General features: G+C 60.9%; 18 protein-coding genes. 10 read left to right on the top strand and 8 right to left on the bottom strand.

What is annotated here, in order from left to right; genetic code table 11:
- Positions 1 to 52 precede the first annotated feature (52 nt).
- Entirely contained in the window at positions 53 to 1,930 is a 1,878-nt protein-coding gene (locus DTP52_RS22710) for a feruloyl-CoA synthase (protein ID WP_109755463.1), read from the top strand.
- Between the two features lie 182 nt (positions 1,931 to 2,112).
- On the opposite strand, the gene DTP52_RS22715 is transcribed toward DTP52_RS22710, so the two are convergent.
- Positions 2,113 to 2,430 (bottom strand): YqjD family protein, encoded by a 318-nt coding sequence (locus tag DTP52_RS22715; protein WP_109755343.1) that lies wholly within the window; start codon positions 2,428 to 2,430, stop codon positions 2,113 to 2,115.
- 158 nt (positions 2,431 to 2,588) lie between these two features.
- Here DTP52_RS22715 and DTP52_RS22720 point away from each other — a divergent pair, with 158 nt between their 5' ends.
- Positions 2,589 to 2,843, top strand: coding sequence for a hypothetical protein (locus DTP52_RS22720; RefSeq protein WP_003181187.1), 255 nt, complete (start codon positions 2,589 to 2,591; stop codon positions 2,841 to 2,843).
- 3 nt (positions 2,844 to 2,846) lie between these two features.
- On the opposite strand, the gene DTP52_RS22725 is transcribed toward DTP52_RS22720, so the two are convergent.
- Entirely contained in the window at positions 2,847 to 3,755 is a 909-nt protein-coding gene (locus DTP52_RS22725; protein ID WP_109755344.1) for a LysR substrate-binding domain-containing protein, read from the bottom strand.
- 86 nt (positions 3,756 to 3,841) lie between these two features.
- Here DTP52_RS22725 and DTP52_RS22730 point away from each other — a divergent pair, with 86 nt between their 5' ends.
- Positions 3,842 to 4,765, top strand: coding sequence for a carbon-nitrogen hydrolase family protein (locus DTP52_RS22730; RefSeq protein ID WP_109755345.1), 924 nt, complete (start codon positions 3,842 to 3,844; stop codon positions 4,763 to 4,765).
- A gap of 1 nt (position 4,766) precedes the next feature.
- Here DTP52_RS22730 and DTP52_RS22735 read toward each other — a convergent pair whose 3' ends face one another.
- The gene (locus tag DTP52_RS22735; RefSeq protein ID WP_109755346.1) at positions 4,767 to 5,237 is read right to left on the bottom strand and encodes an LEA type 2 family protein; all 471 of its coding nucleotides are present in this window, start codon (positions 5,235 to 5,237) and stop codon (positions 4,767 to 4,769) included.
- 269 nt (positions 5,238 to 5,506) lie between these two features.
- Here DTP52_RS22735 and DTP52_RS22740 point away from each other — a divergent pair, with 269 nt between their 5' ends.
- From DTP52_RS22740 to DTP52_RS22755, 4 genes are all read left to right on the top strand, one after another.
- The gene (locus tag DTP52_RS22740; protein WP_109755347.1) at positions 5,507 to 6,223 is read left to right on the top strand and encodes a YafY family protein; all 717 of its coding nucleotides are present in this window, start codon (positions 5,507 to 5,509) and stop codon (positions 6,221 to 6,223) included.
- A 51-nt stretch (positions 6,224 to 6,274) separates the two neighbouring features.
- A complete protein-coding gene (locus DTP52_RS22745) occupies positions 6,275 to 6,616 on the top strand; it encodes a nuclear transport factor 2 family protein (protein ID WP_109755348.1) in 342 nt (113 codons plus the stop codon).
- Between the two features lie 259 nt (positions 6,617 to 6,875).
- Complete coding sequence (zapE, locus tag DTP52_RS22750) at positions 6,876 to 7,997, top strand: cell division protein ZapE (RefSeq protein WP_109755349.1); 1,122 nt, start codon at positions 6,876 to 6,878, stop codon at positions 7,995 to 7,997.
- Between the two features lie 56 nt (positions 7,998 to 8,053).
- Positions 8,054 to 8,548, top strand: a complete 495-nt coding sequence (locus DTP52_RS22755) for a GNAT family N-acetyltransferase (RefSeq protein ID WP_109755350.1) — start codon at positions 8,054 to 8,056, stop codon at positions 8,546 to 8,548.
- 24 nt (positions 8,549 to 8,572) lie between these two features.
- On the opposite strand, the gene DTP52_RS22760 is transcribed toward DTP52_RS22755, so the two are convergent.
- Both DTP52_RS22760 and DTP52_RS31230 read right to left on the bottom strand, forming a co-directional pair.
- Complete coding sequence (locus DTP52_RS22760; RefSeq protein ID WP_109755351.1) at positions 8,573 to 10,312, bottom strand: phosphoethanolamine transferase CptA; 1,740 nt, start codon at positions 10,310 to 10,312, stop codon at positions 8,573 to 8,575.
- A gap of 388 nt (positions 10,313 to 10,700) precedes the next feature.
- Entirely contained in the window at positions 10,701 to 10,874 is a 174-nt protein-coding gene (locus DTP52_RS31230) for a DUF6026 family protein (RefSeq protein ID WP_018601582.1), read from the bottom strand.
- A 250-nt stretch (positions 10,875 to 11,124) separates the two neighbouring features.
- Here DTP52_RS31230 and gnd point away from each other — a divergent pair, with 250 nt between their 5' ends.
- From gnd to DTP52_RS22775, 3 genes are read left to right on the top strand one after another with little or no spacing between them, the layout of a single operon-like run.
- Positions 11,125 to 12,129, top strand: coding sequence for a phosphogluconate dehydrogenase (NAD(+)-dependent, decarboxylating) (gnd, locus tag DTP52_RS22765; protein ID WP_256594279.1), 1,005 nt, complete (start codon positions 11,125 to 11,127; stop codon positions 12,127 to 12,129).
- Positions 12,126 to 13,646 (top strand): glucose-6-phosphate dehydrogenase, encoded by a 1,521-nt coding sequence (zwf, locus tag DTP52_RS22770; protein ID WP_109755353.1) that lies wholly within the window; start codon positions 12,126 to 12,128, stop codon positions 13,644 to 13,646. The genes gnd and zwf overlap by 4 nt, the downstream gene beginning before the upstream one ends.
- Complete coding sequence (locus DTP52_RS22775) at positions 13,643 to 14,464, top strand: HAD family hydrolase (protein WP_109755354.1); 822 nt, start codon at positions 13,643 to 13,645, stop codon at positions 14,462 to 14,464. The genes zwf and DTP52_RS22775 overlap by 4 nt, the downstream gene beginning before the upstream one ends.
- 172 nt (positions 14,465 to 14,636) lie before the next feature.
- Here DTP52_RS22775 and nhaB read toward each other — a convergent pair whose 3' ends face one another.
- From nhaB to DTP52_RS22790, 3 genes are all read right to left on the bottom strand, one after another.
- Positions 14,637 to 16,139 carry a sodium/proton antiporter NhaB gene (gene nhaB, locus DTP52_RS22780; protein ID WP_109755355.1) on the bottom strand — a complete coding sequence of 501 codons (1,503 nt, stop codon included), beginning with the start codon at positions 16,137 to 16,139 and terminating at the stop codon, positions 14,637 to 14,639.
- Positions 16,140 to 16,234: 95 nt separating this feature from the next.
- Positions 16,235 to 17,524: a hypothetical protein gene (locus DTP52_RS22785; protein WP_109755356.1), complete on the bottom strand. Its 1,290-nt coding sequence runs from the start codon at positions 17,522 to 17,524 to the stop codon at positions 16,235 to 16,237.
- A 183-nt stretch (positions 17,525 to 17,707) separates the two neighbouring features.
- The gene (locus DTP52_RS22790; RefSeq protein ID WP_109755357.1) at positions 17,708 to 17,974 is read right to left on the bottom strand and encodes a hypothetical protein; all 267 of its coding nucleotides are present in this window, start codon (positions 17,972 to 17,974) and stop codon (positions 17,708 to 17,710) included.
- Positions 17,975 to 18,178 lie beyond the last annotated feature (204 nt).

An 18,178-nucleotide genomic window follows, 5' to 3' on the forward strand; every position in this document is an offset into this window, starting at 1 on the left:
CCACGCTCCGCTCGTATCGCGACCCGAGCGTGCCTTGGTGGAGGAAATGTACGTGAGTTCCGAGTCCAGATCGTCCTCCCGACCCGAGGCCGGGCGCTATCGCCAGGTGTCGATTGGTCATCCTGCCGTCGAAGTCCGAGAAGAACGTGGCATCTTGCACATGCGTTCCCTGGAGCCCCTGGCCCCGCTGCCGGCACGTTTGCTCGAACGCCTGGTGCACTGGGCCGAGGTGCGCCCACAGCAGACGTTTATCGCGGCCCGTGAGGCCGGCGGTGACTGGCGCCGGGTCAGCTACGCGCAGATGCTCGACACTGTCCGGGCCATCGCCCAAAGCCTGCTCGGTTACGGTTTGTCGGCGGAAAAACCCTTGGCGCTGCTCTCGGGCAACGACATCGAACACCTGCAAATGGCCCTCGGCGCGATGTACGCCGGTATTCCCTATTGCCCGGTATCGCCGGCTTATTCATTGCTCTCCCAGGATTTCGCCAAGCTGCGCCACGTCTGCGATCTATTGCAGCCGGGGCTGGTGTTTGTCAGCGAAGCCGTACCGTTCGAACGTGCGATCACTGCCGTACTGCCGGCGAATGTTCCCTTGATTACGGTACGTGGCGAGATGGCCGGCCGGTCCAGGACAAGCTTCGCCAGCCTGCTGGCGCAACCCGGCGGCGTCGAGGCCGAGCAGGCGTTCGCCGCCACAGGCCCGGACAGCATCGCCAAGTTCTTGTTTACCTCTGGCTCCACCAAGTTGCCCAAGGCGGTGATCACCACCCAGCGTATGCTTTGCGCCAATCAGCAAATGCTTCTGCAAACCTTTCCGGTGTTCGGCGAAGAGCCGCCGGTGCTGGTGGACTGGTTGCCGTGGAACCACACGTTCGGTGGCAGTCATAACGTCGGCATCGTGCTGTACAACGGCGGCACGTTCTACCTGGACAACGGCAAACCCACTGCCCAAGGTTTCGCCGAAACCCTGCGCAACCTCAAGGAAATTTCGCCCACTGCCTACCTGACCGTGCCCAAGGGCTGGGAGGAACTGGTCAGCGCCCTGGAGCAGGACGGTGAGTTGCGCGAGCGCTTTTTCAAGCGCATCAGCCTGTTCTTCTTTGCCGCGGCAGGTTTGTCCCAAAGCACCTGGGACCGGCTCGACAAGGTTGCCGAGCAGCATTGCGGCGAACGGATCCGCATGATGGCGGGCCTGGGCATGACCGAGGCGTCACCGTCCTGCACCTTCACCACCGGGCCATTGTCCATGGCCGGCTACATTGGCCTTCCGGCCCCCGGTTGCGAAGTGCGCCTGGTGCCGGTGGACGGCAAGTTCGAGGGGCGCTTTCGCGGGCCGCACATCATGCCTGGCTACTGGCGCTCGCCGCAGCAGACCCTTGAGGTATTCGACGAGGACGGTTTCTATTGCTCGGGGGATGCAATCAAGCTGGCCGATCCCGGCAATCCGCAACTGGGACTGATGTTCGATGGGCGGATCGCCGAGGATTTCAAATTGTCTTCCGGTGTGTTCGTCAGCGTTGGGCCGCTGCGCAACCGGGCGGTGCTGGAGGGCACGCCCTACGTCCAGGACCTGGTGATCACCGCGCCGGATCGCGAGTGCCTGGGCGCGCTGGTGTTTCCACGGCCTGCTGAGTGCCGACGTCTTTCAGGCCTGGGCGCGGATGCCAGCGATGCCGAGGTTCTCGCCAGCGAACCGGTACGCCAATGGTTCGCCGACTGGTTGCAACGCCTGAACCGCCAAGCCAGCGGCAATGCCAGTCGGATGGAGTGGATTGCCTTGCTCGATGAACCGGCGTCCATTGATCGAGGTGAAATCACCGACAAGGGCTCGATTAACCAGCGGGCGGTATTGCAGTGGCGGGCAGGGAAAGTCGAGGCGTTGTATCGAGGGGAGGATGCGTCGATCCTGCGGGCGGACCCTGCTGCCTGAGGCAAGGCCTTGTGAGTGTGCACACATCGCATGCCCACTCACCCCCCTGTGGGAGCGAGCCTGCTCGCGATAGCGGTAGTTCAGCAGAACTAATGTCGCCTGACATATCGCTATCGCGAGCAGGCTCGCTCCCACAGGACTAACCACTCAGAAAATCTCTTGGGCGTTCTGAGGGCTGTTGCTCAACGCCGTCCCAGCAGCAAGCCCACCACCAGCCCGAAACCGGCGGAAATCGCCACGGTCTGCCATGGGTGGCCACCGATGTAGACTTCGGTGGCATCGACCATGGGACGGGTGCGCTCCCGAGCGTTGGCAACCGAATCAAGCGCTTGCTGCAGTTTCTGGGAGATCTGGCCCCGCAGGTCCTCAGCGTCTTCGCCTACCAGCGAGGCACTGCTTTTGAGCAGCTTCTCCGATTCTTCGATCAACGCCTTCAGTTCGCTGAAGGCCTGATCCTTGATTTGCTCTCCATTCGCTTGCACGGTGCTTTTACGGGCCATTGAAGTACTCCTTGCTGAGATGGCGTTGAACAATGGAGTGCTGCGCTTGTACAAAAGTTGCACGTTCGGCCTTGGCTGCGCAGCCCAACACAAATCGTGGTTAAGACGTTTCCCTGCAAGGTGTAAGATGGCGCCTATTTACGCAACAGGTAATTCCCATGAGCTTCAATCTGGCTGACAAGCCCCTGGCCGAGCGCGCTGCGCTGGAAGACGAAAAATCCCGACTCTTTGAACTGTGGCAAAACAACCTGGGCAAGGCCAAGGGGGATGCCGCCCGCCTGTTCGGCGAGCGCTCCAAGCGCAAGGGCAAGTGGGCCGAGTGGGTGCGTGCCGAACTGGACGGTATGTCGCCGCCGGAATACGCCAACATGGTGCGCAGTGAAGTCAACCGACTGATGGCTGCCAACAAATAAGCCTTAGGCAAATGTCGCCGCAATGGCTTCGCGAACCTTGAGCACTGTCGGGTCCATTTGCGTGTGGGTTCGCCATCCCAGCTCGATGGGGTAACGGGGCAACGCCAGGGGGCAGGGCAGCAAGGCCAGGCCGCTGAGGCCCGCGATGGCCCGGGCGGCATGGGTCGGGATGGTCGCCACTGCCTGGCTGCCCTTGAGCAGGAACGGCAACGCGGCAAAGTGAGTGGTCGAGGCGCAGACCCGCCGGCTCAGGCCAAGCCCGGCCAGCCCTTCATCGGTGATGCCGATGAAGCCCCCTGAAGACACCAGCAAATGCTCACGGGCCACGAACGCTTCCAGGCTGAGGGTTTGTTGGCCCTGCGCCAGGCTCGCCGGGTCCAGGAGGCAGGCGTAATCGCCTTCGCCCAACACCTGGCGGCTGAGCAAGCGCTGCGCGAAACCACCTGCGGTGATCGCCAGGTCAAGGCTGCGCTCCATCAGGGCCCGGCCGACGATCTGGCTGTGGGTCTGGCGGAAAATCAAGCGCAACCCCGGCGCACGCCGGGCCACTTCGTCGATCAGGCGGCGCCCATGGGCAATCTCGAAATCGTCCGACAGGCCGACGATGACCGAGCGGCCCTCATAGTGGCTGGCACCCGGATCGACCATCGCCAGGCTCTGGCGACATTTGTCCAGGGCTTCGCTGATCACCGGTTTCAGTTGATTGGCCCGCAGCGTCGGCGCCAGGCCCCGGCCCGTGCGCACGAATAATTGATCGTCATACAAACCGCGAAGCCTGCGCAGGGCCGCGCTGATGGCCGACTGGGTCACGCCCAGGCGCAGGGCGGCACGGCTGGCGCTGGATTCGTCATGCAGGGCTTCGAAGGTCTTGAGCAGATTGAGGTCGATATCGGCGATATTCATGAGGTTCATATCATTTAGCAGCATTCGGGGCTTTATTCATGATTGACCGCGCCTTGAGAATCAGCAATACCTGATGATCAAGGAGTTGAAAGACCATGCCCAAATCCATTGTGGCTGCCCTGCAGATCGGTTCGTTGCCTAGTGGCAAGGACGCGACCCTGGCGCAGATCCTTTCCTATGAAAACGCCATCCGCGAGGCCGGTGCCCGCTTGGTGGTGATGCCCGAAGCCTTGCTCGGTGGCTATCCCAAGGGCGAAGGCTTCGGCACTCAATTGGGTTACCGCCTGCCGGAAGGACGTGAGGCGTTTGCCCGTTACTTTGCCAATGCCATCGACGTGCCCGGCGTTGAAACCGAGGCGTTGGCCGGGCTGTCGGCGCGCACCGGGGCGAGCCTGGTGCTGGGCGTCATCGAGCGGGCCGGCAGCACCCTATATTGCACCGCGCTGTATTTCGAGCCGGAGGCGGGCCTGGTGGCCAGGCACCGCAAGTTGATGCCTACCGGCACCGAGCGGCTGATCTGGGGCAAGGGCGATGGTTCGACCTTGCCGGTGATCGACAGCCAGGTCGGCCGGGTTGGCGCGGCGGTGTGCTGGGAAAACATGATGCCGCTGCTACGCACCGCGATGTACGCCAAGGGCGTGGAAGTCTGGTGTGCGCCGACGGTGGACGAGCGGGACATGTGGCAGGTGACCATGCGCCATATTGCCCACGAAGGACGTTGCTTTGTGGTCAGCGCCTGTCAGGTCCAGGCCTCGCCGCAGGCATTGGGCATCGAGGTTGCGAACTGGCCGGCCGAGCGTGCATTGATCGCTGGCGGCAGTGTGATCGTCGGCCCCATGGGCGATGTGTTGGCCGGGCCGCTGAAAGACATCGCCGGGTTGCTGACCGCCGAAATCGACACCGATGAGCTGGTACGGGCGCGCTACGACTATGACGTGGTGGGGCACTACGCCAGGCCGGATGTGTTCGAACTGGTGGTGGACGAGCGCGCCAAGCCCGGTGTGCGTTTCATCGCTTGATTCACCAGTTGGCCGCGGAACCCGGCAGGTCGAGGGTGCCGCGGTCGACGAAGCGCAGGGTACCGAATACACCACCGGCGAGCTTGCCCTTGAGCACATAGGGCAGGTTGTCCAGGCTTTGGGTCTGGCTCAGGCCCAGGGTCTGGCGCAGCACGGAAAACGCCGAAATGCTCACCGGGACGCTCACGATCGCCTCGGAAAAGCGTGGGATGGAGCCGGACTGGTCACTGACTCCCGTCGCCAGCGTACGGCCGTTGACCTCCAGGTCCAGCGCCACGCCGTTGTAGTCGATGGCGGTTTCGTTGGGGTTCTGCACGCGCAGTTTCACGGCGAAACGCACCTCCAGGCCCTGGTTGGGCAACGGCTCGATGCCGACCACGTTGATGTTCAGCGGATCGCGGTGAGGAAAGAGGGCGCAGGCGCTCAGGCTGAGCAGCATCAGGAGAAGGGAAAAGCCGAGGATTCTGCGCATGGATAGACTCTCAAAGAATGAAAAAACGAACCCTTGTGGCGAGGGGATTTATCCCCGTTGGACTGCGCAGCAGTCCCAAAAATCTGAATCCAACCAGTCGAGTCGGGCTAGATCATCCATTTTGGGGCCGCTTCGCGCCACAGCGGGGATAAATCCCCTCGCCACAAAGCCAGTATGTTGCTGGGGTGACCGTGAACCAAGGCTCCTGACAGTTTCTGACACCAGCCTCTGCTAATCTGCGTCAACTTTTTCCTTACGGACTGTCCATCGTGTCGCGTACCACTCGGCTGCTCACCTTGCTGCAAGTCTTGCGGGGCAAGCGTTGCCCAGTCACTGCTGCGGCATTGGCGGGCGAACTGAATGTTTCCGAGCGCACCTTGTACCGTGATATCGCCGAACTCACGGCCCTCGGCGCGCCGATCCAGGGCGAGGCGGGCATCGGTTATGTGTTGCGCAGTGGCCTGTTCCTGCCGCCACTGATGTTCACCGCCGATGAAATCGAGGCCATTGTGCTGGGTTTGCGCTACGTCGATCAGCGCGCCGACGAGGTGCTGGGCAAGGCCGCCGCCGACGCCCTGGCGAAGGTCGCCGCGGTGCTGGCGCCCGATGTACGGGACGCCTTGCGCAACCCCACGGTACTGCCCGGCCCACCGGGTTATGGCTATCCGCAGAACACCGTGGAACTGAATGTCTACCGCCAGGCCATTCGCGCCCAGGCCAAGCTGCACATCGATTACGCCGACGTGAACAAGACCCCGAGCCAACGCTTGATCTGGCCCCTGGCCTTGGGCTTTTTCAATGAGGCGCGGGTGGTGGTGGCCTGGTGTGAATTGCGCGGCGCCTATCGGACTTTTCGCACCGATCGGATTGCCGCTGCCACCGAGCAGGGCGAGCGCTATCCGGGGCGGCGCAGTGATTTGCTGCGGGACTGGTTTGCGCTGATGAAGTTGGACGAAACCGGGCGGTTCACTCCTGACAAAAACTGACACAGTGCTGTTCTAGCATGGGGCCAGATCGATAAAACAAGGAGCCATGCCATGTCCAACCCCGTCTCTTCCCTGGCCCCGGCCATCGCCGGCTACATTGCGGCCGCCAATGCCCGTGACAGTTCGGCGGTGACGCGTTACTTCGCCGAGGATGCCAACGTGTTCGATGAAGGCCAGCACCGTGTAGGCACCCAGGCCATCGCCCAATGGATGGAAGACACCGCCCAACGTTTCCAGCCACGGGTGGAAGTCCTCAATGTGCAGGAACGTACTGGCAAGGTGCTGGTGCAAAACCTGATCTCCGGGACGTTCCCCGGCAGCCCGTTGGAGTTGCGCTACACCTTCCGGCTCGATGAGCAGGGCAAGATCAGTCGGCTGGATATCTCGGTTTAGCGTTGCGCGTCCTGTAATGTGAACCCTGTTGTGGCGAGGGGATTTATCCCCGCTGGGTTGCGCGGCAACCCCAAAAGGCACTGCGGTGCATCAGGTAGACCGCGCCGGTTGGTTTGCGACTGCTGCGCAGCCGAGCGGGGATAAATCCCCTCGCCACAGAGGGGGGCATCATCTCCCCGGTCCAGACAGCTCTGCGCAGTGTTTCGCCTGTCGCCCGTCATGGCATACTCCCCACCTTCGTTTTCCGGACCCGGGCCGTATGACTTTCGACTCCCCCTTGAGTGCCTGGCAGCATGCCATCGAACACCACGGCTTCGTCCAGGACGAGGCCCAGGAATTGGCCATCATGACGCTGGAGCAATGCCACAAGGCGTTGCACGAGGGGCGCAAGTCAATCAAGGGCGTTTATCTCTGGGGCCCGGTGGGACGTGGCAAGACCTGGCTGATGGACCGCTTCTATGAAAGCCTCAAGGTGCCGGCCCGTCGCCAACACTTCCATCATTTCATGGCGTGGGTGCATCAGCGTTCGTTCCAGCTCACCGGCACGCCGGATCCTTTGCAAGCCCTGGCCCGGGAGTTGAGCCAGCAAGTGCGGGTGCTGTGTTTTGATGAGCTGTTTGTCACCGACATTGGCGACGCCATGATCCTCGGGCGCCTGTTCCAGGTGATGTTCGAACTGGGCATGGTGGTGGTGAGCACGTCCAACCTGCCGCCGGAAGAGCTCTATGCCAACGGCCACAACCGTGAGCGGTTTCTGTCGACCATCACGGCGATCAAGCAGCACATGCAGGTCGTGCCGGTAAACGGATGGCAGGATCATCGCCAGCATCCGGGCAGATTGCAGCAGCGTTACTGGCTGCGTGATCCCGGGCAACCGGATCCGTTGGGCGAGGTTTTCGGTCAGTTGACCGTTGGCCAGGCACTGGCCAGCGGGCCGATCGAAGTGGGGCATCGCCGGCTCCAGCCGGTCGGAGCCAGCGACACCGTTCTCTGGAGCCGTTATCCGGATCTTTGCGAGCAGCCTTTATCGGCCGTTGATTTCATGGCCCTGTGTGACCGCTTCAACGTTATCTTGCTCAGTGACGTGCCTTGCCTGAGTGCCGAACAGCGTGAAGGGCGCATCGCCCGTGGCACGGAAGACGGCGTGGCGCGGGTCGAGGCGGGTGATCGCGAGTTGCCGCAGCTGTCGATCCACGACGACGGTGTCCGGCGGTTCATCGCCCTGGTCGACGAATGCTATGACCGCAAGGTGCCGTTGTACCTGTCGGCCGCGGTACCGATGGATGAGTTGTACACCCAGGGCTATCTGCAATTCCCGTTTCGCCGTACTCTCAGTCGCCTCCAGGAAATGCAAATGCAACGTTTTGGTCAGCAAGGCTGACTGTATCTTGCCGGCGGCATCGAGTCGCCGGTACTACCGAAGTGAGATGGAAGGTCATGGAAGAAGCCAAGGGCATTCTTGTTCTGCAAGCCAGCTACACCAACCCGGTCCACGCCGAAGCGATCTGTCATGTGCTCAATGGCTATGCCGAGGACCCGATGGGGGGTGGTCATTCGCTGCCTCCCGAGGTGCTGCTGCACCTTCCTGAAGAACTGGCCAAGCGCCCCCATGCCTTTAGTGTGCTGGCTTTCGTCAATGGCGAACCGGCGGGGTTGGTCAATTGTTTCGAGGGTTTTTCAACCTTCGCTTGTCGGCCGCTGGTGAATATCCACGACATGATAGTCATGAAGGAGTTTCGCGGCCTGGGCCTGAGCCAGAAGATGCTGCAGAAGGTCGAGGACATCGCCCGTCAGCGTGGCTGCTGCAAAATCACCCTGGAAGTGCTCGAGGGTAATGCCGTGGCGCAAGGCAGTTATACCAAGTTCGGTTTTGCCGCCGGCATGTTCGACCCGGCCTACGGCACTATGCAGTTCTGGATCAAGCCCCTGTAAAAGCGGGCATCTGGCCGGTTCAGGTTATTTCTGCACGACTTCAGCCAACGGCGCCTTGGGCTGCATCAGGCTGAAGTCGATCAGGGCCTTGCGCGGGGCTTGATAGGGGTTGCCGATCAGCAGCGGACGGGCCTTGAAGTCATCACTGACCAGGCTCTTGCTGCGGTCCAGCTCATCAAAACTCAAGCCCGCCAGGTCGGCCCAGGTGTGAATCAGGTGCGAGCTGCTGTAGGGCCGTGACAGGTCGCCGGCAAAGTTCCAGTCATGGCTTTCGCGCCACTTGGGCGAGGTCCAGGCCATGAAGGGGATGGTGTACATCGGCGCGGTCGGCTTGCCTTCGTTACGGCCCAGCGTGCCGTGACCTGGCGAGTCGAACACGTCCTCACCATGGTCCGACAGGTACAGCAGAAAACCGTTGGGGTCGGTCTTGGCGTAATCCTTGATCAGGCTGGACACGACGAAGTCGTTGTACAGCACCGCGTTATCGTAGCTGTTGTAGGTCGGGACCTGATCGTCACGCAAGCTCGCCGGTACGCCCTGACGGTCGGTGAACTTGTTGAATGTCGGCGGGTAGCGATACTGGTAACTCATGTGGGTGCCGAGCAGGTGCACCACGATGAGCTTGCGCGGAGCGCTGTCGGCCAAGGCCTTGTTGAACGGTTCGATCACATCACCATCGTATTGCGCGGCATTCTGGTTACGGTTGTTGTTCAAGTACACCTGCTCGTCGGCCTGCTGGGAAAAGGTCGTAAGCATGGTGTTGCGCTTGGTCATGGTCTGCTGGTTGGTAATCCAGAAAGTCTTGTAGCCGGCCTGCTTCATCATGCTCACCAGCGACGGCGTGCTCAGGTACAGGTCCGGGTTCTGTTCGTCGGCGAACGTCAGCACCTGCTGCAAGGCTTCGATGGTATAGGGGCGCGGGGTGATGACGTTGTCGAACACCGAAAGCTGGTCCTTGAGCTTGTCCAGTTCCGGTGTGGTTTCCCTTGGGTAACCGTAGAGGCTCATGCGCTGGCGATTGGTGGACTCGCCGATCACCAGCACCAAGGTCGCGGGCTGGTCGGCCATGGCATCCTTGAGGTTGCGCAGTGGCGCGATCTTGCTGGCGCTGTGGAGCATGCCTTGCATGTTCTCCAGCTGTTCACCGTAGCGACGGTAGGCCACCAGCATCTGCCACGGCACCGCCGGCTCGATGCGATCTTCGAACTTCTCCAGGCCACCGGCGAAGCTGCCGGTACGCTGGGTCTGCTTGATCAGCGGATAGCCGACCACGGCCAGGACAATGGCGACTGCTGCGACCAGGGCCTGGCCCCGGGGCAGGTACACCGGGCGCAGGCGGGTCCAGAGCCAATAGCCGACGGCGGTATGGGCCAGGAACGCCGCCACCATCCACCAGGCAAAATACTGAGTCAGGTACTCACCAGCTTCAGACACGTTCGATTCGAACATGATGAAAATGACGCTCTGGGAAAATTCTTGCTGATAGATGAAGAAATAGCCCAGGCTGGCCATGGAGCAGGCCCACAGCACCACGCCGATCAATGCGGCGAGCAAGCGTGTACGGGCGGGGAAGAGCAGCATAGGCGCCAGCCATACCGCGCTCATCACGAACGCTTGGCGAAAGCCGGTGAAGCCGGAGGTGTCGCTCAGCAGAATGAGCAGTTGGGTGATGCCCGAAAAGTACCAGAAGAACAGAAACAGCCAGCCGAGTCCGGCCCAGTCGAAACCTTTCGCAGTCGTTTTGCTGCGTTTGAACAAGCTCATCAAGCGCTCCAGCCCTTATCGACGAAGCTGCCGGCACCGGATTGGCGACCGCAAGCATTACGCCGAACAACCTATAGGCCGGGGAGTATTGCGAGGCGGTTGTGAAAAGTTCGTGAGTTTTTCGGATACAAATCGGTAACTTGGCGCGAATGCACCCAGGCGAGGGAGGTATTTGTGACGTGTATTCACCTGAGAGCAAGCCCTGTGGGAGCAAGGCTGGCCTGCGATGAACGATGCCGCAAGTTCAGCCTTTCGACCGCCGCGCGGCTATCGCAGGCAAGCTTTGCTGCCGCGGATAGAACCCTCGCCACAAGTACGCATGGCGGGTTTACAGGCGAGTGACACCGGAATGCCAGTGTCACTTGCTGGCGCTGTGCCTCTGGGGCGCTTACCGCGCCAGGGACTGGCTTTGGTGGGGCAGTTGTGCGTGCTGCAGTTGCATGCGCAACTGCATCACTTCATCGAGCAGCAGATCGCGTTCTTCCTTGAGTAGGCGCAATTCATCGCGACGAATGGTCACATAAAGGGTTTGGGGAGGACGTGCGGTAACGACAGGGCCCATTGCTCACCTCGCAAATGGCGTACATCAACTATAGAGATGTCGCCAGTATTTGGTCGACACCTCTACTATCGGCGCCGATTCTGATTTCTTTTGCTTGTGATTGGAACTTTTTTATTTTTCATGGTCGCTGTGTCTTTGGCCGGATCGTGAGCGTTATCCCTTGTGATCGCTCGAATTACCCGGAAACTATGCGGCAATGCTCTGGACTAACCTCCACTAGTCGATAGCGTTTCATCTTTGACACACCTTTATTTGTAGTAGGGAGCATCAGCACATGCAACTCGGGATTATTGGACTGGGCCGCATGGGCGGCAATATTGCGCGGCGCCTGATGCTCAATGGGCACACCACCGTCGTTTATGACCGCAATGCCGCTTTTGTCGAAAACCTGCGCCAGGAAGGCGCCACAGGCGTCGCGGACCTGCCGGCGCTGGTCGCTGGCCTGGAGAAACCACGGGCGGTCTGGGTCATGCTGCCGGCCGGCGCACCCACCGAAGACACCATCAATGACCTCAGTGAACTGCTTGAGCCAGGCGACGTGATCATTGATGGCGGCAACACGTACTACAAGGACGACATCCGTCGCGCTCAGGCCCTGTCGGAAAAAGGCCTGAGCTACATCGACGTCGGCACCTCCGGCGGCGTTTGGGGCTTGGAGCGCGGCTACTGCATGATGATTGGCGGTGATGCCGAAGTGGTCCAGCGCCTGGACCCGTTGTTCGATAGCCTGGCGCCGGGCATGGGCGACATCCCGCGCACCCGTGACCGCAAGTCCGACGATGACCGCGCCGAACGTGGCTATATCCATGCAGGTCCGGCCGGCTCGGGGCATTTCGTGAAGATGATCCACAATGGGATCGAATACGGAATGATGCAGGCCTTTGCCGAGGGCTTTGACATCCTCAAGACCAAATCCAGCGAAAGCCTGCCACCGGAGCAGCGTTTCGACCTGAACCTGGCCGATATCGCCGAAGTCTGGCGTCGCGGTAGCGTGGTGTCGTCCTGGTTGCTGGACTTGACCGCCGATGCGCTGGCCAGCGATCCGAAACTGGACGGTTTTTCCGGCGAAGTTGCCGACAGCGGCGAAGGGCGCTGGACCATCGAAGCCGCCATCGAGCAAGCGGTGCCGGTTCCGGTCCTGTCCAGTTCGCTGTTTGCCCGTTTCCGCTCACGCCAGCAAAGCACGTACGGTGACAAAATGCTCTCGGCCATGCGCTTCGGCTTTGGCGGCCACGTGGAGACACCGAAAAAATGACCTCGATCGGCAGCAAATCCAAGGCAGAACCCGCGCCGCCGACCACGCTGTTCCTGTTCGGCGCCCATGGCGATCTGGTCAAGCGTCTGCTGATGCCGGCGCTTTACCACCTCAGTCGCGACGGTCTGCTGGACGATGGGCTGCGCATCATCGGGGTTGACCACAACGCTATCAGCGATGTGGATTTTGCCAAGAAACTCGAGGACTTCATCCGTAACGAAGCAGCGAGCAAGGGCGGTGATGCCAACCGTGCGCTCGACCCGCTGCTGTGGGCCAAGCTGGCCCGGGGCATCAGTTACGTCCAGGGTGATTTCCTCGATGACGGCACCTACCAGGCGCTGGCGGCGAAAATCGCCGCCAGCGGCACCGGCAACGCGGTTTTCTACCTGGCGACCGCGCCGCGCTTTTTCAGTGAAGTGGTCAGCCGCCTCGGTGCGGCCGGTCTGCTTCAGGAGCAGGAGGGGGCCTTTCGGCGCGTGGTGATCGAAAAACCGTTCGGTTCCGACCTGCACACCGCCGAAGCGCTGAACGCCTGCCTGCTCAAGGTCATGAGCGAGAAACAGATCTATCGCATCGACCATTACCTGGGTAAGGAAACGGTGCAGAACATTCTGGTCAGCCGTTTCTCCAACAGCCTGTTCGAAGCGTTCTGGAACAACCACTACATCGACCACGTACAAATCACCGCCGCCGAAACCGTCGGCGTGGAAACCCGTGGCAGCTTTTATGAACACACCGGCGCCTTGCGGGACATGGTGCCCAATCATCTTTTCCAACTGCTGGCGATGGTGGCCATGGAGCCGCCAGCGGCCTTTGGTGCCGACGCCGTGCGCGGAGAAAAGGCCAAGGTCGTCGGGGCGATCCGGCCCTGGTCGGTGGAGCAGGCGCGCGCCAACTCCATACGGGGCCAGTACACGGCCGGTGAGGTCGGCGGCAAGGCGGTGAATGGCTATCGCCAGGAGGCCAACGTGGCGCCTGACAGCAGCACCGAGACCTACGTCGCCCTGAAGGTCATGATCGACAACTGGCGTTGGGTCGGCGTGCCGTTTTACCTGCGTACCGGCAAGCGCATGAGCGTGCGCGACACGGAAATCGTCATCTGCTTCAAGCCAGCGCCTTACGCGCAGTTTCGCGACACCGAAGTCGACGAACTGCAACCTACATACTTGAGAATCCAGATTCAGCCCAATGAAGGCATGTGGTTCGACCTGCTGGCCAAACGGCCGGGGCCGGCGCTCGACATGGCCAATATCGAATTGGGCTTCGCCTACAAGGACTTCTTCGAAATGCAGCCGTCCACGGGTTACGAAACCTTGATCTACGATTGCCTGACCGGTGACCAGACCTTGTTCCAGCGCGCCGACAACATCGAAAACGGCTGGCGCGCCGTGCAGCCATTCCTTGATGCCTGGCAGCAGGACGCAGCGGTCCAGCCTTACAAGGCCGGTGAAGATGGCCCGTCGGCCGCCGATGATCTGCTGATACGCGACGGTCGCGTCTGGCACGGCCTCGGATGAGTGATCAACTGAAACACCCCATCCGCTTTTTGCTCAGTGACATGGACGGTACGCTGCTGCTGCCTGACCACAGTCTCAACCAACGCACCATCGAAGCCGTTCGTTCATTGCGTGAGGCCGGCGTGCTGTTCAGCCTCGCCACCGGGCGGCCGCCCCGGGCGATGTTGCAGCAGATCGAGGCCTTGGGCGTCGATCTGCCCACCGCGGCGTTCAACGGCGGCACGCTGGTTCATCCCGACGGCAGTTTCCTCGCCGTGCATTACTTGCCTGCCGAGGCGGCGCTAGCCACCTTGGCGCTGTACGCCGATCAGCCTGGCATCGAGGTCTGGGTGTTTGCCGACGGCGACTGGCTGGTGCGTGACGCCAACGGGCCGATGGTGCCGGTTGAAACCCGCGGGCTGGGTTATCCGCCGGTGCAGGTCGACAGCTTCGAACCCTATCTGGAACGTATCGACAAGATTGTCGCCACCAGCGCTAACACGGACCTGCTGGTGGAACTGGAGGCTCGGCTGCATCCGCTGCTCAAAGGCCAGGCCCAGGTGTCACGTTCACAACCGATCTACCTGGATGTGACAGCGATGCAGGCCAACAAGGGCGAAGCACTGGCGACCCTGGCAGCGTTCCTGGAAGTGCCGCTGGAGCAGACGGCGGCCATGGGGGATGGCGGCAACGACCCGGCGATGTTTCATCGTGCTGGTTTGTCGATTGCCATGGGGCAGGCGGAGGAGGCGATCAAGCGTCAGGCGGATGTCGTGACCGCCGCCGTGACCGAAGACGGTGCGGCCCTGGCGATCGAGCGGTACATCCTGCCGCGGTAGACCGCCCAGGCCTTTGGTGGAACGGGAATTTATTCCCACTGTGGGAGCAAAGCTTGCTCGCGAAACAGGCACCTCGGTTCCTGAGAGACCGCATCGCCTTCATCGCGGGCAAGCCTTGCTCCCACAGAAGGATCCCCTCGCCACAGGTTTTTCTTCTGTTCAGCAATATTTTCTACAACCAGTACGTCACCGCATACCAGCCCAGGCCACCCATCACCACGGTATAGGGCAGGGCCATCCAGACCATCCGGCCATAGGACAGGCGAATCAGTGGGGCAATCGCTGAGGTCAGCAGGAACAGGAAGGCGGCCTGGCCGTTAGGCGTGGCGACGCTGGGCAGGTTGGTGCCGGTGTTGATGGCCACCGCCAGGGTCTCGAACTGCTCACGGCTCATGTGGCCGGAGACGAAGGCCTGCTTCACTTCGGTAATGTAGATGGTCGCCACGAATACGTTGTCGCTGATGGCTGACAGCAGGCCGTTGGCAATGAAGAGCATGCCTGGCTGTTGATCGGCGGGCAGGGCGAGCACCCATTGAATCAGCGGGGTGAACAGTTGCTGGTCATGAATGACCGCTACCACCGCAAAGAACACCACCAGCAGTGCGGTAAAGGGCATGGCGTCCTTGAACGCGTTGCCGAGCCGGTGCTCGTCGGTGATCCCCGTGAAGGCGGTAATCAACACGATGACCATCAGGCCGATCAGGCCGACTTCGGCGATGTGCAGGGCCAGGCCGACGATCAGGATCAACGCAGCGATGCCCTGCACGATCAGGGCGGCGCGTTGGCGTGCTGTGCGTTCGCGATTGTCCTGCTCGGCGTAGTCGGCCAGCACGGTACGTACGTTGTCCGGCAGCAGCGTGCCGTAACCGAACCAGCGCAGCTTTTCCAGTGCCACACAGGTCACCAGCCCTGCCACCAGCACGGGCAACGACACTGGCGCGACTTTCAGGAAGAAATCTGCAAAATGCCAGCCCATCTCATGGCCGATCAGCAGGTTCTGCGGTTCGCCCACCAGGGTGCATACGCCGCCCAGCGCGGTGCCTACGGCGCCATGCATCAGCAGGCTGCGTAGAAACGCCCGAAACTGGTTGAGATCTTCATGATGGTGCGACGGCAGCTCGTGGTCTTCATCGACGTTGCTGTCCAGGCGTGGATCATTGCCCGAGGCCACACGGTGATACACCGCATAGAAGCCCACGGCCGCACTGATGATCACCGCCGTGACGGTCAAGGCATCGAGGAAGGCCGACAGGAACGCCGAGAGAAAGCAGAACATCAAGGCCAGCAGCGCCTTGGAACGCACGCCCAGGAGCAGGCGTGAAAACAGGAACAGCAGCAGATCCTTCATGAAGTAGATGCCGGCGACCATGAACATCAGCAGCAGGATGACCGGGAAGTTATGCAGCAGCTCGTCGTACAGCGCTTTGGGGGTGGTCATGCCCAGCACCAGGGCTTCGACCAGCAACAGGCCGCCAGGCATCAGCGGGTAGCATTTAAGGGCCATGGCGAGGGTGAAGATGAACTCCACCACTAGCATCCAACCGGCAATGACCGGACCCAGGGTCCACAGCACCACGGCATTGAGGATCAGGAAAGTGATGATGCACGTCTTATACCAGCGTGGGGAGTGCCCCAGAAAGTTGTGCGCGAAAGCCTGAGCCATTGGACCGGACATCGGCTGCTCCTTTTAATTAGAAGCGCGCAACTTGCCGTAAGAGATGGGGAATATCAAGCGTAGGAATAAATACTGTTCCCCCGGGATAATTCGGTTCAGGCCCAATATCGCGCAACCACCGCTCGATAACGACCGTGGAGCGAATAGCCGCCCACCAGGATTCTGCCGTCAGCCTGCACCGCCATGGCGGTGGCGGTGTCCAGGCTGTAGCCGAGTCGCGTACGAACCCAGCCTTTGCCCTGGCCGAAATCCGGATCGAGGTTGGCATCCGGCAAGTGCCGGGCAAGTATGAAATCGGCCTCGATACCGCCGATGGTGGCACCGGCGGTCACCAGTTTTCCGTCCGGCTGAAGTTGAGCGGCGGTCCACTGACTGGCGTTGCGTCCGATCGCCATGAGCCGGCACTGGCCCTGGTTGCAGTGACGGTCCGGCTTGCCGTCCGGGCGCACTTTCAGGGCCAGGCTATGCATCGGGTCACGGCTGCTGCCGAATACTTGCAGATCACCGTTCGCATCCTGAACGATCTGGCTGACCATTACGCTGTGACCTTGCGCCAGAATTGTCATGAAGCCGTTCTCGCCGAAGCTGTCATCGAGTTTGCCACTGCTGTCATAGCGGGCAATCAAACCATGCTGGGGCAAGTCGATGGCACCGCCGACGACAATATGACCGTCAGCCTGGAGCACCAGGCAGCCGAGCCAGGTATTTTTCAATAAGCGTCGGACCATCACGAAACCGCGACCGTTGAACGAGGTATCCAATGTTCCGTCCGGCAAGAGGCGGATCAGTACGCCGACATGATCGGACAATTGGTAGTGGTGGTTGGCGAGCACAAGGATCCGGCCATCGGCCTGCACTTGCATGTCGCAGGCTTCAAGCCCCGGCACGCCGGGCGGCAGCCACGGATCGCGCAGGCCTTGGGAGAGATTGCCGCAAAGCCGGATGATGTGCCGGCCGCCGTTGCCGAAGCTTTGAACGGCGCGACCTTGCTGGTCGAACAGCGCCAGGGCAGGAAGGGTGTGGTCGTTGTTTTCGTAGTGCAGGCCGGACAGCAGGATCTGCCTGTCGGGCAACTCGATCACTTGGCCTGCGGTTGCTTCGAAGTCGTTTTCAAATGAGCCAATCACGCAACCGTCGGTACCGAAGCCCGGGTCAGGCAAGCCGTCATGATTGAGTCGCGCCAACCCGAACCGACTGCCGCGGGCTGTCTCGATCCTGGCTGCCACAAGAATTCGTCCGGCGTGGTCGAGGGTCAGCCCGGTGGTCAGGCTCGAGGTGCTGTCTTCGAAATGAATCCAGGCTTTGCCGTTGGCGGCAAAGCCTGAGTCAAGTTGCCCGGCGTGGGCCATGGCCCCGGGGAGCACAAACGCGAACTGATCGAGCATGCCTGCCTCTCCTTGCGTATCGACCGGCCCGAAAGGGCGACGACTGCATGAGGGCATCATTCAATCCCTGAATGTGGCAACGCACAACTGTCATGTTCTACAGATACAGCGGCGATTCGTGCCATAACAATGGCTTTACAACCCAGAGCCAAGCCTGCAATCGATAACAGGCTTTACAGGTCGTTATTCAGGCATCGACCAGGATTGCAGTTTGTAGCCTTCCTGGCTCAGTTCGGCACGGGCCTGTTTCAACAGGTCGGCCAGTTGGACCGGGTCGGTATAGGCGCTGCTTGGAATCTGGGTACGGCCAATATGAGTATTGGTACGGTCGATGACGGTCAGGCTGAGTTCACCGTTGCCGTCTTGTGGAGCCCAGGCCACGCATTGGAAAGGACGGAATGCGCGGTCGGCAATCAAAAGAGCTTCGTTGATACGGAGCGGGGCGTTCATGGCGTTTTCTCTTAAGTGTGCCCAAACAAATGATGTGCCGTCGGTTGGGCGTACCGTGCGGCTGGTTACTTGTACTGATGTTCCGAACCCGCACGCGGGTCACACATTATTTAAATAAATTTCGATTTTCTTTCAGACCAGGCTTTTGGGCTTTTGTTTGAAAGCGCCATGAAAGAAACAGGTGCGCGACAACTAACGAAACGC

This window comes from Pseudomonas sp. 43mfcvi1.1 (genome assembly GCF_900115935.1).
Classification (GTDB): domain Bacteria; phylum Pseudomonadota; class Gammaproteobacteria; order Pseudomonadales; family Pseudomonadaceae; genus Aquipseudomonas; species Aquipseudomonas bijieensis.